Origin of the sequence: Cryptosporangium sp. NPDC048952 (assembly GCF_043197895.1) — a bacterium.
GTDB lineage: Bacteria > Actinomycetota > Actinomycetes > Mycobacteriales > Cryptosporangiaceae > Cryptosporangium.
In genome coordinates, this window is the sequence record NZ_JBICTY010000005.1 from 166,067 (window position 1) to 178,845 (window position 12,779).

The 12,779-nt window shown below is 71.6% G+C and carries 10 protein-coding genes; 7 read left to right on the forward strand and 3 right to left on the reverse strand.

What is annotated here, in order from left to right:
* Positions 1–1,386: a tetratricopeptide repeat protein gene (locus ACGFY5_RS27435; RefSeq protein WP_392724182.1), complete on the forward strand. Its 1,386-nt coding sequence runs from the start codon at positions 1–3 to the stop codon at positions 1,384–1,386.
* On the opposite strand, the gene ACGFY5_RS27440 is transcribed toward ACGFY5_RS27435, so the two are convergent.
* Complete coding sequence (locus ACGFY5_RS27440) at positions 1,368–2,027, reverse strand: SDR family NAD(P)-dependent oxidoreductase (RefSeq protein ID WP_392724183.1); 660 nt, start codon at positions 2,025–2,027, stop codon at positions 1,368–1,370. The two genes, ACGFY5_RS27435 and ACGFY5_RS27440, sit on opposite strands and share 19 nt — an antisense overlap.
* A 96-nt stretch (positions 2,028–2,123) precedes the next feature.
* Here ACGFY5_RS27440 and ACGFY5_RS27445 point away from each other — a divergent pair, with 96 nt between their 5' ends.
* Genes ACGFY5_RS27445 through ACGFY5_RS27455 form a run of 3 tightly spaced genes read left to right on the forward strand, consistent with a single transcriptional unit; the run spans position 2,124 to position 3,411 of the window.
* Positions 2,124–2,753 (forward strand): TetR family transcriptional regulator, encoded by a 630-nt coding sequence (locus tag ACGFY5_RS27445; protein WP_392724184.1) that lies wholly within the window; start codon positions 2,124–2,126, stop codon positions 2,751–2,753.
* Positions 2,754–2,758: 5 nt separating this feature from the next.
* Entirely contained in the window at positions 2,759–2,944 is a 186-nt protein-coding gene (locus tag ACGFY5_RS27450) for a hypothetical protein (RefSeq protein ID WP_392724185.1), read from the forward strand.
* Positions 2,945–2,994: 50 nt separating this feature from the next.
* The gene (locus ACGFY5_RS27455) at positions 2,995–3,411 is read left to right on the forward strand and encodes a DUF1707 domain-containing protein (RefSeq protein WP_392724187.1); all 417 of its coding nucleotides are present in this window, start codon (positions 2,995–2,997) and stop codon (positions 3,409–3,411) included.
* A gap of 2 nt (positions 3,412–3,413) precedes the next feature.
* Here the strand turns inward: ACGFY5_RS27455 and panB are convergent, their stop codons facing one another.
* The gene (panB, locus tag ACGFY5_RS27460; RefSeq protein WP_392724188.1) at positions 3,414–4,247 is read right to left on the reverse strand and encodes a 3-methyl-2-oxobutanoate hydroxymethyltransferase; all 834 of its coding nucleotides are present in this window, start codon (positions 4,245–4,247) and stop codon (positions 3,414–3,416) included.
* Between the two features lie 188 nt (positions 4,248–4,435).
* On the opposite strand from panB, the gene ACGFY5_RS27465 reads away from it, so the two are divergent.
* From ACGFY5_RS27465 to ACGFY5_RS27475, 3 genes are all read left to right on the forward strand, one after another.
* Positions 4,436–5,788: a glutamine synthetase family protein gene (locus ACGFY5_RS27465; RefSeq protein WP_392724190.1), complete on the forward strand. Its 1,353-nt coding sequence runs from the start codon at positions 4,436–4,438 to the stop codon at positions 5,786–5,788.
* Positions 5,789–5,811: 23 nt separating this feature from the next.
* Positions 5,812–6,570: a type 1 glutamine amidotransferase gene (locus ACGFY5_RS27470; RefSeq protein ID WP_392724191.1), complete on the forward strand. Its 759-nt coding sequence runs from the start codon at positions 5,812–5,814 to the stop codon at positions 6,568–6,570.
* A 76-nt stretch (positions 6,571–6,646) separates the two neighbouring features.
* Positions 6,647–9,745: a bifunctional [glutamine synthetase] adenylyltransferase/[glutamine synthetase]-adenylyl-L-tyrosine phosphorylase gene (locus ACGFY5_RS27475; RefSeq protein ID WP_392724193.1), complete on the forward strand. Its 3,099-nt coding sequence runs from the start codon at positions 6,647–6,649 to the stop codon at positions 9,743–9,745.
* Positions 9,746–11,319: 1,574 nt separating this feature from the next.
* Here ACGFY5_RS27475 and ACGFY5_RS27480 read toward each other — a convergent pair.
* Complete coding sequence (locus ACGFY5_RS27480) at positions 11,320–12,582, reverse strand: helix-turn-helix domain-containing protein (RefSeq protein ID WP_392724195.1); 1,263 nt, start codon at positions 12,580–12,582, stop codon at positions 11,320–11,322.
* Positions 12,583–12,779: the final 197 nt, after the last annotated feature.

Genomic DNA, 12,779 nt, shown 5'->3' on the forward strand with positions numbered 1-12,779 from the left:
ATGGGCGTCGACCAACACGGACTGCAGACGACGACGGCGAGCACCACGGCGCTGGAGCACTACGACCGGGCGGTCGACGAACTGCTGCACTTCCGCGCCGAGGTCGTCGCCGAAACCGGCGCTGCGCTGGACGAGGACCCCACGTTCCCGATGGCGGTCGTGCTGCGCGGGTACCTCGGCCTGCTGACCACCGATCACGACGACGCGGTGGCCGCCCGCCAGCATCTGGCGAGCTCCGAGACGGGCACCGTGAATCCGCGCGAACGCGCCCACCTGGCGTCGGTGAACCAGCTCGCGGGAGGCGACTTCCACGGCGCCGGCCGCACGCTCCAGGACCTGACCGTCGAATATCCGCGCGACGCCCTCGCGCTCGCCGTCGGCCACCAGATCGACTTCTTCACCGGTAACGCGGTCAGCCTCCGCGACCGGGTCGGCGGGGCACTGAGCTCCTGGCACCCCGACGACCGCCACTACCCGAACGTCCTCGGCATGTACGCGTTCGGCCTCGAGGAGGCCGGGCACTACGACCGTTCCGAGGACGTCGGGCGGGAGGCGGTCGAGCGTGACCGCAGGGACGTCTGGGGCATCCACGCGGTCGCGCACACCTACGAGATGCAGGGCCGGTTCGGCGACGGCCTCCGCTACTTCGACGACCGGCTCGACGACTGGTCGACGGACACGTTCTTCAACGTCCACAACTGGTGGCACTACGCGCTCTACGCGATCGAGTCCGGCGACCGCACCCGCGCGCTGGAGATCTACGACGCGGCGATCAACGGCCCCGGAGCATCCGGGATCTCGCTTCAGCTCCTCGACGCCGCCGCGCTGCTGTGGCGCTTCGAGCTGGCGGGGGACCGGCAGACCGAACGGTTCGCCGCGCTCGTCGAGCCGTGGCAGCGCCGGGTGGAGAACCCGTTCTACGCGTTCAACGACGCCCACGCCGTGATGGCCTACGTCGGTGCCGGGCGTTTCGAGCTGGCCGAAGCGTTGATCGAGAACCGCATCCAGTGGCTGCGGGACGATCCCACCGTCACCAACCAGGCGATGACCGCACGCGTCGGCCTACCGGTCTGCCGGGCGCTCCTCGCGTTCGGACAGGGCCGCTACGACGACACCGTCGACCTGCTCCGTCCGATCCGGGGTCACGTCAACGAGTTCGGCGGCAGCCACGCCCAGCGGGACGCGGTCTACAAGACGCTGGTCGAGGCCGCGCTGCGGGCGAGAAGGCTCCCGCTGGCCCGGTCGCTGATCAGCGAGCGGCTGAACGTCCGGCCGTGCAGCCCGTACAACTGGCTCAAGCAGGCCGACCTGGCCCGCGCGCTCGGCGACGAGGCCGCGGCGGTCGCCGCCACGGCGAAAGCCCATGCCTACCAGGGCACCACCTGATCGTTGTAGTCCACGAAGAAGAAGCCGCCCTGGCCGGCTCGCTTCTCCACGGTGTCGACGACCGGCGGCACCGCTTCCTCCACCGTGCGCACCGCGCCGGGTCCTCCCAGCTCGGTCTGCACGTGGCCGGGATTGACCAGGAGAAGCGTGCGGGGGTCGTTTTCCCGTCGTACCGCGTAACACCGCATCAGCTGGTTGAGCGCGGACTTGCTCGCCCGGTACACCTCGTACCCGGCGTTCGTGTTCATCGCGATGCTCCCTTGCCGTGACGACATCACCGCGATCGTGCCGGTCGGCGGCACGAGGTCGTCGAGCGTCTCGACCGCGCGCATCGGGCTCAACACGTTCGTCACCATCACGTCGACGAAGTCTTGGGTCTCCACCGAAGCCGCCGGAGCGTCGGCGCTGGCGACAGCGGCGTTGACGAACAGCAGGTCGATGGTCTGACCGTCGAGGCGCTTCCGCAGGGCGGCGAGTTGCTCCTGGCTGGTGATGTCCAGCGTTTCCACTGTGACGTCGAGCGTGCGCAGGTCGCTAGGGGAGCGCTCCGTGCCGATCACCTGCCAGCCGCGTGCCTGGAACTCCTTCGCCATGCCGAGGCCCAGTCCGCGCGAGGCTCCGAGAATCAACGCTGTTTTCATGATGGCTCCTGGTCCATTCCAACGGTTGCGTTGGAAACGCTAGCCGTACTCGTCGCCAACGGCAACGTTGGAGTTGGCCACGATAGGGTGGCGTGCATGGCACGGGACGTGGAGTCGACGAAAAAGCGCCTGCGTGACGCGGCGCGGCAGGAGTTCGCCGAGCACGGCCTCCACGGCACCACCGTCGAGCGCATCGCGGCCAGGGCGAAGGCCAACAAGGAGCGTCTCTACAGCTACTTCGGCGACAAGAACGCTCTGTTCACCAGCATCCTCATCGAGGAGTTGGAGAAGGTCGCCGAAGCGGTCCCGGTTCGCGTGGAGCGCACCGAGGACTTCGGCGAGCTCGCCGGCCGCACGTTCGACTACCTGCGTACGCACCCGGAAGTACAGCGGTTGCTGATGTGGGAGGCCCTGGCCGACACCGGAGAGGTCGCCGACGAGCTGAACCGGCGCGTCCACTACCGGAGCAAGGTCGAGGCCCTCGAAGCGGCCCAGCGCGACGGTCTGCTCGACGACACGATCAGCGCCAACCACCTGCAGTTCCTGCTGTTGGCGCTGGCGAACTGGTGGTTCGCCGCTCCGCAGATCGCGCGCATGCTCACCGAGGGGTCGATCGACGAGGACGAGTGGGCCGGTCGGCGGCGCGCGGTGGTGGAGGCGGCGAACCGGATCGTTTGTGGAAAGAGCCCGTCGGGAAGTACGCGTTCGGATCGAGAGGACAGGTGATCACGATGGCCGAGGAAACCCAGTACTGGTGGAACCTCAAGCACAAGCGCGTCGAGACCGACGCCGACAAGGGCAAGGCTGCTGACCGCCTCGGCCCCTACTCGTCGCGGGAAGCCGCGGAGAAGGCACTCGACACGGTGGCCGCCCGCAACGCGGCCGCCGACGCCGAAGACAAGCGCTGGAACGACTGATCGCTCGAACTCCCGGGGTACCGTCAAAGGCGAGTACCTCGGGAGGCAGCATGGATTCCGATCGTCCGCCGGTTCGCGCGTCGGACAAAGACCGCGAGCGTGTCGTCGAACTGCTGCGGCAACACACGTCCGAGGGTCGGCTCACGATCGAGGAGTACGAGCAGCGCGTCGAGACGGCCTACGCGACCAAAACCGTCGCCGACCTGCGTCCGTTACTGGCCGACCTGCCGGTGCGGCTGGACGAGGTGCTTCCCGGCGCGGAAGTCGCCCACCCGCCGGCGCAGGTCGCGTGGCAGCGCGAACACCCCGACCGGTTGGCGCGTTACGCGCTCGGTGGCCTGGCGCTCCTGCTCATGGTCGTCGCGCTGTTCGCCGCCGCGCGCGGAGTCTTCGCGTTCTGGCCACTGCTGCTGATCGGGATCTTCGTGTTCGGTGGCGGCAGTGGGGGACACCGCCGCCACCGATGACATCAGTGGAACGTGTGTTCCTCGGCGGGGAACTTGCCTTCCCGCACGTCCTCGGCGAAGCGCCGCGCGGCGTCGTCCAGGATCGCGTCCATGTCCGCGTACTGCTTGACGAAACGCGGCAGCTTGCCGGTGCGCAGGCCCGCCATGTCCTGCCAGACGAGCACCTGGGCGTCGGTGTAGCCGCCGGCACCGATGCCGACCGTCGGTACCCGGATCGCGTCGGTGACCCGCTTGGCCACGTCCGAGGTCACCATCTCGAGCACCACGGCGATCGCGCCGGCCTCGGCGAGCGTCACCGCGTCCTCGACGATCCGGTCGGCGTCGTCGCCCCGGCCCTGAACGCGGTAGCCCGACAGCAGGTTCTCGTGCTGCGGCGTGAAGCCGACGTGCGCGAACACCGGAATGCCGGCGCCGGTCAGCGCGTCGACCTGCGGCGCGACCCGCGCGCCACCCTCGAGCTTGACCGCGTGCGCGCGGCCTTCCTTCAGGAAACGGACGCCGGTCGCGAGCGCCTGCTCCGGCCCGGATTCGAACGACCCGAACGGGAAATCAGCCACCACCATAGCCCGCGAAGCCGCGCCGCTCACCGCGCGGACCAGCGGAATCAGTTCGTCGACGGTCACCGGCAGCGAGGTCTCGTTGCCGAACACGTTGTTCGACGCGGAGTCGCCGACCAGGAGAACCGGAATGCCGACCCGGTCGAACAGGGCGGCTGTGTACTGGTCGTAGGAAGTGAGCATCGCCCACCGCTCGCCGCGCTCCTTGGCGGCGACCAGGTCACGGGCACGAACTCGGCGGTGCGAGGGACCGCCGTACAACGACGTCTCTTCGGACATCATCGTCCCCTTTCCTCCTCGAGGCCCACATGTGCGGGTCCCCGGGTACGGCCCAATCGTCGCACCGGATTTGCCCGCATGGGGGTGGGGTTCGTCACGATGGGTGCCCCGTCGTAACGTCGTCGTAACAGGGTCCCGGGAGACTCCGGGCAGCAGGTTGAAAGCACCAGAACGAGGGGAAGGCCGTCGTGGACCGTCAGCAGGATTTCGTGCTGCGCACGCTGGAAGAGCGAGACATTCGCTTCGTCCGGCTGTGGTTCACCGACGTGCTCGGGACGCTGAAGAGCGTCTCGGTCGCGCCGGCGGAGCTCGAGGCCGCATTCGAAGAGGGCATCGGCTTCGACGGCTCGGCGATCGAAGGCTTCACCCGGGTCTACGAGGCCGACATGGTCGCGATGCCCGACCCGTCGACGTTCCAGGTCTTCCCGTTCGAGGGCGCCGGCTCCGGCGAGAGCGCCCGGATGTTCTGCGACATCCAGATGCCCGACGGCTCGCCGTCCTGGGCCGATCCGCGGCACGTGCTGCGTCGCGCCCTGCGCAAGGCCGCCGACAAGGGGTTCACGTTCTACACGCACCCCGAGATCGAATTCTTCCTGCTCGCCGACCACCCCACCGACGGTCGTCGCCCCACCCCGGTCGACTCCGGCGGCTACTTCGACCACACCACGCACGCCACCGCGCGTGACTTCCGGCGGCAGGCCGTCCTGGCCCTGGAGCGCATCGGCATCTCGGTGGAGTTCAGCCACCACGAGACCGCGCCCGGCCAGCAGGAGATCGACCTGCGGTACGCCGACGCGCTGGCCACCGCCGACAACATCATGACGTTCCGGCACGTCATCAAGGAGGTCGCGCTGTTCCAGGGCGTCTCCGCGACGTTCATGCCGAAGCCGTTCACCGACCTGGCCGGTAACGGCATGCACACCCACCTGTCGCTGTTCGAGGGCGAGCGCAACGCGTTCCACGACCCGGGCGACCCGATGACGCTGTCGAAGACCGCGAAGGCGTTCATCGCGGGCATGCTGTTCCACGCCCGGGAATACACCGCCGTCACCAACCAGTGGGTGAACTCGTACAAGCGGCTGTTCGGCGCACCGCAGCACAACGTGGTCAACGAGGCGCCGAGCTCGATCAGCTGGGGGCACCTCAACCGGTCGGCGCTGGTCCGGGTGCCGCGCTACGGCAAGCCGCACTCGGCACGCGTCGAGATCCGCTCGGTGGACGCGGCCTGCAACCCGTACCTGACGTTCGCGGTGCTGCTGGCGGCCGGTCTCAAGGGCATCGAAGAGGGCTACGAGCTGCCTCCGGGCGCCGAGGACGACGTCTGGTCGCTCTCGCCCGAGGAGCGGCGTGCGCTGGGGTACGAGGACCTGCCGCACAACCTGTCCGAGGCGCTGGGCTACATGGAGAAGAGCGAGCTGGTCGCCGAGACGCTCGGCGAGCAGATCTTCGACTTCTTCCTCAAGAACAAGCGTGCGGAGTGGGACGACTACCGCCGTCAGGTCACCGCCTACGAACGGCGTCGGTACCTGCCGTTCTTGTGATGGGGACTCGATAGCCTGCAGGGGTGAGCAACCCACGGCTGCTGGTCGTCCGGAACGACGCCGAGGACGACGCCCGTCGACTCGGGGACTGGTTGGTCGAGGCAGGCGCCGAACTGCACGTCGTGAAAGCCGACGCGGGGGATGCGCTGCCCGACGACCTGACGGGATTCGACGGTCTGGTCGTGATGGGCGGCGCCCAGCCGGCCCACGGCGAACCGGCGTCGCCGTGGTTCCCGGCGTTGAAGAACCTGCTGCGCGAAGCGGTGCACAAGCGGGTGGCCACACTGGGCGTCTGCCTGGGTGGTCAGCTGCTCGCGGACGCGCTGGGCGGCCGGGTGGAGCCGGCCGCCAACGGGCCGGAGATCGGCGCGTTCCTGATCGCCAAGCGCGACGTCGCCGAGACCGATCCGCTGTTCGCGATGCTGCCGTTCACGCCCGACGTCTACCAGTGGCACGTCGACGAGATCACGGTGCTGCCGCCCGGCGCGGTGCTGCTGGCGTCGTCGCCGCGCGTTCCGCACCAGGCGTTCCGGCTCGGGCCGAAGGCCTGGGGCCTGCAGTTCCACATCGAGTGCGACGCCGCGATGCTGGCGGAGTGGGCGGTCAGCGACGACGGTTCCCTCGAGCGCGCGGGGCTGGACGCGGAGACCGTGCTGGCCCGCTGCGCCGCCGTGGAGGCCGACGTCGAAGAGGTGTGGCGTCCGTTCGCCGGCCGGTTCGTCGCGGTGGCCGCCGGTCGCGGAGCAGGTCCGGGCGTCCCCCTTCCGGTGGTGGAGGCATGACCGAGCGCTTGCGCGAGGTCCGGCTAGCAGAGTCCGACTCGGGGCACGCCGGCTCCGACCGTAGGGAGGAGCCGGCATGACCCGACCCGCCCCCGTCGGCACCAGCCGGCTGGCCCGCCTCGGCTTCCGCGACCCCAAGCGCGCCGCCGACCTGCTCGGCCCCGACGGCCTGGGCTGGTGGAGCCCGGAGACGTCCGGACCAGTCGGTTCCGACGGCGAGTTGCTGATCACCGAGCTTGCTGGCGCCGCCGACCCCGACCTGGCGGTGCTCACGCTGCACCGCTTGAACGCCAGCCAGAAGGATCCGGAGGCCCTCGCCGACGCGCTCCGCGACGACGTCGGGTTCCGCCACCGCCTGCTCGGCGTCCTGGGCGCGTCCGCCGCACTCGGGGACCACCTCTGTGCTTTTCCCGACGAGTGGCGCGCGCTCGCGACCGGCGTGTGGGAGCCCTCGCCCCCGTCGCCGGAACTGCTCCGCGAAATCTTGTTGGACGCAGTGGGCGCGCCGACCGACGCCGGGGAAACCTGGGGGAGCGGCGGGGTGAAGGCGCGGGGATCCGGCCCCGACGTCGTCGCCGACCTGCGCCTGGTCTACCGCCGGTGCCTGGTGCGTACCGTCGCCCGCGACCTGAGCGACGCCGGGCCGACCGGCCGGTCCGACGTCGCGATGATCGCCACCGAGCTCGCCGACCTGGCCGAGGCCACGGTGCGGGCCGCGCTCGCCGTGTCCGCGGCCGCGCTGCCCGACGACGCCCCCGCGGTGCGGCTCGGCGTCATCGGCATGGGTAAGTGCGGTGGCCGGGAGCTCAACTACCTCAGTGACGTCGACGTGGTCTTCGTCTTTGAGCCGGGTGCACCCGGCGACGAGTTCCCGGACACGGAGAACCCCGGGCCGGCGTTGCGGACGGCCTCCTCGCTGGCCAGCTCGATGATGCGGATCTGCAACGAGGTGGCCTGGCAGGTCGACGCCGCGCTCCGCCCGGAGGGCAAGGACGGGCCGCTGGTCCGGACGCTCGCCTCGCACGCCGCGTACTACAAGCAGTGGGCCCGCACCTGGGAGTTCCAGGCGCTGATCAAGGCCCGCCCGATCGCCGGCGACCTCGACCTGGGCATGGCCTGGATGGGTGAGGTCACGCCGCTGGTGTGGGGCACCACCACCGGCAAGTCACGCCGGGACGGTGCGGCCGGGCGCGAAGGCGCGGTCGCCGAGATCCGGGCGATGCGCCAGCGCGTGGAGCAGTCGCTGCCCGCGAAGGAAGCGGCCCGGGAGATCAAGCTCGGCCCCGGCGGCCTGCGCGACATCGAGTTCGCGGTCCAGCTGCTGCAACTCGTCCACGGCCGCGGCGACGCGACGCTGCGCAGCGGCAACACGCTCGACGCGCTGCGTGCGCTGATCGACGGCGGTTACGTCGGACGGCTCGACGGCGAGGCGCTCGACTCGTCGTACCGGTTCCTGCGCACTGTCGAGCACCGCCTGCAGTTGCAGCGGCTCCGCCGTACCCACAGCCTTCCGACCGACCACGACGAACTGCGCTGGCTGGCCGCGACGCTGGGCTACCGGGGTGGCGGCGACCCCGTCGAGGGCTTCCACGCCGAGTGGAGCCGGCACGCGCGGGAAGTCCGGCGGCTGCACGAGAAGCTGTTCTACCGGCCGCTGCTCGAGGCCGTGGCTGCCGTCTCCAACGAGAACCTGCGGATGATGCCGGAGTCGGCGCAGGCGCGGCTGGAGGCGCTCGGGTTCAGCGACCCGTCCGGTGCGCTCCGGCACGTCCAGGCGCTGACGCAGGGCGTGTCCCGGCGCGCGCACATCCAGCGGACGCTGCTCCCGGCGATGCTGAGGCTGTTCGCCGACGCCCCGGACCCCGACGCCGGCCTGCTGGCGTATCGGCAGGTGTCCGACCGGCTCGGCACGACGCCGTGGTTCCTGCGGCTGGTCCGTGACGAGGGGCTGGTCGCCGAACGGCTGCCGACGCTGCTCGGCACCAGCGTCTACGTCGCCGACCTGCTCACCCACGACCCGGAAGGCCTCCGGCTGCTCGCCGAGGACAGCGAGCTGCAGCCCCGGTCCCGCGACGTGCTGCACGGCGCGCTGCGCGCCGCCGCCACGCGCCACGCCGACGCGGAAACCTCGGTGGTCGCGGCGCGCGCGTTGCGTCGACGGGAGCTGTTGCGGACCGCGTTCGCGGACCTGCTCGGTGTCGACGACGTGGAGGCGGTCGGCCGGGCGCTCACCGACGTGTCCGACGCCGTGCTGGTGGCCGCGCTGGGCGTCGCGGAGCGCGTGGTGGCGGCCCAGCGGGCCGGCGAGCTGCCGATGCGCATGGCGATCATCGGCATGGGCCGCCTCGGCGGATCGGAGATGTCGTACTCCTCCGACGCCGACGTGATGTTCGTGCACGAGCCGCTGGAGGGGGCGTCGGAGCACGACGCCACAGTGGCGGCACGGGCCGTCGCCGAGGAGCTGCGGCGGCTGCTGTCGATGCCGGCGCCGGACCCGCCGCTGGGCATCGACGCGAACCTGCGCCCGGAGGGTCGGCAGGGGCCGCTGGTGCGGTCGTTCTCCTCGTACGCCGAGTACTACCGCCGCTGGTCGAAGCCGTGGGAGTGGCAGGCGCTGCTGCGTGCCCGCCCGGTGGCCGGAGACGACGACCTGGGCCGCCGGTTCGTCGAGATGATCGACCCGCTGCGCTACCCGGCCGAGGGTCTGGACGCGGCCGCGATCACCGAGATCCGCCGGATCAAAGCCCGGGTCGACGTCGAGCGGCTCCCGCGCGGCGCGGACCCGGCGACGCACACCAAGCTGGGGCGGGGCGGGCTGGCCGACGTCGAGTGGACAGTGCAGCTGCTGCAGCTGCGCTCCGCCGCGGAGGTGCCCGGCCTGCGCACGACGCAGACGATCGCGGCACTGGGTGCGGCGCGCGACGCGTCGCTGATCACCGGGGTCGACCACGATGCGCTGGTCGCGGCCTGGGAGCTCGCCGCGCAGGTGCGCAACGCCCTGATGCTGGTGCGGGGCCGGCCGTCGGACCAGCTGCCGCGGCACGGCCGGGAACTGACCGGGGTGGCGCGCGCGATCGGGTGGTCGGCCGACGCCGACACCGGCGAGTTCCTCGACGACTACCTGCGGACGATGCGACACGGCCGGCAAGCGGTGGAGCGAGTGTTCTATGCCTGACTCGGTGTCGTCCCCGTCAAAAGGGACGACAACCGGTGGTGTGAGCGTGCGACTGCCGGTGGGCTCCGAACCGCCGCGCTCCGGGCGGCGCTGGGACGGGCTGTCCACGCGCCTGCTGCCGGAGTCGCACCGGATGCCGGTCACCGTGACGTTCCTGACCTCGCTACTGCTCGCGGTCGGGTTCCTCTCGCTGCCGCTGGCCGGTACCGACCTCTCCGCACAGGTGGCCCGCGGCCACTTCTTCGACGAGCACGGCTGGGTGCCGATCGATTTCCGCTGGTACGGGGGCGTCTATCCGTTCGGGTACAGCGCGTTCACCGGCCCGGCGAACTCGCTGTTCGGCTCGCGGGGCGTCGGCGCGATCTCGGTCGTGGTGTCCGCGGTGGCGTTCGCCTGGTTGCTGGCCCAGGTCGGGGCCAAGCGCCCGCTCACGGCCGGTGTGCTCGGCGCGGTCACAGGTGTGTTCAACCTGGTCAGCGGTCGGACGACGTTCGCGATGGGCATCGCGCTCGGCATGCTGGCGCTCTGCGTCGTCGCCGCGTCCGCCCATCGCTACCGGCCCCCGCCCAGCGACTCCGCGCACTGGCTGCGTGCGCTGCTCCAACCACGCGCCAGCTGGTGGGAGATGGTGCTGGCGGGCACGCTCGCGGCGTTGAGCACCGCGGCGAGCCCGGTGGCCGGCCTGTTCGTCGGGCTGTGCGGCGCGGCGCTGCTGCTCTCGGGCGTGGTGGCCGAGGGCCTCGTGCTGGGCGTCGGCGCCGGGATCGCAATGACCGTGCCGACGTTCGTCTTCCACGACGGCGGGGTGCAGCCGTTCAGCGAAGAGTCGATGAAGGTGTGCGTGGCCGCGTGCCTCGCGGTGGTGCTGCTCGTGCCACGCCGTGGCTACCAGGCGGTGCGGATCGCGGCGGTGCTGTCCGCGGTCGGTGCCGCGCTCACGTACTACTCGCACAACCCGGTCGGCAGCAACGTCGTCCGGTTGTCGATGCTGTTCGCGGCGCCGGTCGTCGTCGCGATCTCGACGTTCGACCGGCGGCTGCTCGTCGGCGTCGTCGCGCTGCTGTGCTGGTGGCAGCCGCCGCTGATCGGCGGGGACCTGGCCTACGCCGGAGCGCGCGAGGCGACGAAGCTGTACTACCAGCCGCTGATGGACCAGCTGAAGCGCCGCGACCCGGTCGGCCGGATCGAGGTCGTGCCGCTGCGCGACCACTGGGAGTCGACGTACGTCGCGGACGTCGTCCCGATCGCGCGGGGCTGGGAACGGCAGGTCGACGTCGATCGCAACGCGCTGTTCTACGACGACACGCTCGCACCCGACACGTACCTGTCCTGGCTGTACGAGAACGCGGTCAGCTACGTGGCGGTGCCGCGCGGCGACACCCGGCTGGACCCCGCCGGACGCGAGGAGGCGGCGTTGATCGAGGCGAACCTCTCGTACCTGCGCAAGGAGTGGGAGAACTCCGACTGGTCGCTGTACCGGGTGGTGGGCGGTCCCTCCGTCGTGCCGTACCCGGCGCGGCTGGACTCCAGCGGCGCGACCGGCGTGCGGTTCACGAGCCCGGTGGCGACCGATCTCACCGTGCGGGTGCGGTGGTCGCCGTGGATGGTGCTGCGGGGGCCCGAGGGGTGCATTGAGCCGGACGGGACCTGGGTAAAGGTGCGGTTGAAGCGGGCGGGCAGCTACTTCCTGACCGGTTCGTTCGGCCAGCCCTGGCGGTCCCGCTGCTGAGTTCGGCCGGGGCCGGGGCCGGGGCCGGCGCTTCGGCCAGGGCCAGTACGGAGGCGGAGCCGGTGGCTTCGCCGATCGTTCGGCATTCGGCTGCGGCGCGGCGGCCCTCGTCGACGTCGCCGAGGCGCGCGCAGGCCTCGGCGAGCCGGCCGAGCACGAGGCCGCGGTTGCGGCGGTAGGCCGGGGCGAGCAGCGCCAGCGCCGTGCGGAGCGGCCCCACCGCGTCCGCCGGTGCATCGAGCCGGAGCGCGCATTCGCCGCGGGTGGCCAGCACCCACGCCCGGGTGCAGGAGCTGCCGTAGCCGGTGCGGTCGTCGCCGGTGGCCTCGCGCGCGTCCGCCAGCAGTGCGGCGCGGGTGAGCATGGCGTCGCAGCCGGGGCGGTCGGCGCGCTGCGCGAGCACCCGGGCGCACTGGACGTGCAGGGCGGCGGCCAGGGGACGCTGGGCGTCCGTGCCCTGGCGGAGCGCGGCCCGGCCGAGGGAGACGGCCCGCTCCGGCTCGCCGTGCTCCGCGAGCCGGCTCAGGCGGTGGAGTGCCCAGGCGATCGACGCCCGGTCGGCGCTCTCGTGGGCGAGTTCGAGCGCCTGGCCGGCCCACGACGCGGCGTCGCCCGGCAGCCCGGCGTCCTGGCAGAGCCACGAGGCGGTGACCGCGTACCGGGCGGACAGGCACCGCAGCGCGGTGCGGGCCGGGCCGGTGGCGCGCAGCGTCGTCAGCGTGCTCAGCGCCTCGAGGACGTCGGGCAGTGCGGCCCGCGGCCCGAGCAGGTTGTCGGTGCGCACGAGGTGGTGCCAGTGCCGGCGGAGGTGCTCGATCGCCTCGTCGGGCGGGACCGCGGAGAGGGGCCGTACCGGGCCCGGAGGCGCCGCCCGGCCGTCCAGCGCGGCCGGCGCGTCCAGCGCGGCGCGGGCGGCGCTGATCGCGCCGTCGGCGGCCAGAACCTCGTCGCACCGGCGGTAGAAGTCGGCCGATCGGACGTCGCCGGTCTCGGCGTTGGCGACAGTGGAGCGGCTGTACCCCACCCGGTGGGCCAGCTCCCGCTGGGTGAGCCCGGCCCGGGTGCGGTGGTGGCGCAGCAGCGCCGACGGTGAGGGAGTGCGGGGCACGCGGATTCCTCCTGCAGGACGGACGGGGCCGCCGGAGAGCTCCCCGACCGGCCCGATGACGTGTCCGGACCGGGACCGGCGATGTCCGGCCGTCCGTCCGGTGTCCGGCATCCTAGAAGCGCCGTCGGACATTTCGCCGGACCGACTTTCCTGCCCTGACGAACGCCGGAACCGCCGGCGCGCGAGGGGGAGGAGAT

Coding starts and splice junctions, on each gene's coding strand:
- ACGFY5_RS27435 (WP_392724182.1), top strand. CDS start 1: ATGGGCGTCGACCAACACGGACTGCAGACGACGACGGCGAGCACCACG.
- ACGFY5_RS27440 (WP_392724183.1), bottom strand. CDS start 2,027: ATGAAAACAGCGTTGATTCTCGGAGCCTCGCGCGGACTGGGCCTCGGC.
- ACGFY5_RS27445 (WP_392724184.1), top strand. CDS start 2,124: ATGGCACGGGACGTGGAGTCGACGAAAAAGCGCCTGCGTGACGCGGCG.
- ACGFY5_RS27450 (WP_392724185.1), top strand. CDS start 2,759: ATGGCCGAGGAAACCCAGTACTGGTGGAACCTCAAGCACAAGCGCGTC.
- ACGFY5_RS27455 (WP_392724187.1), top strand. CDS start 2,995: ATGGATTCCGATCGTCCGCCGGTTCGCGCGTCGGACAAAGACCGCGAG.
- panB (WP_392724188.1), bottom strand. CDS start 4,247: ATGTCCGAAGAGACGTCGTTGTACGGCGGTCCCTCGCACCGCCGAGTT.
- ACGFY5_RS27475 (WP_392724193.1), top strand. CDS start 6,647: ATGACCCGACCCGCCCCCGTCGGCACCAGCCGGCTGGCCCGCCTCGGC.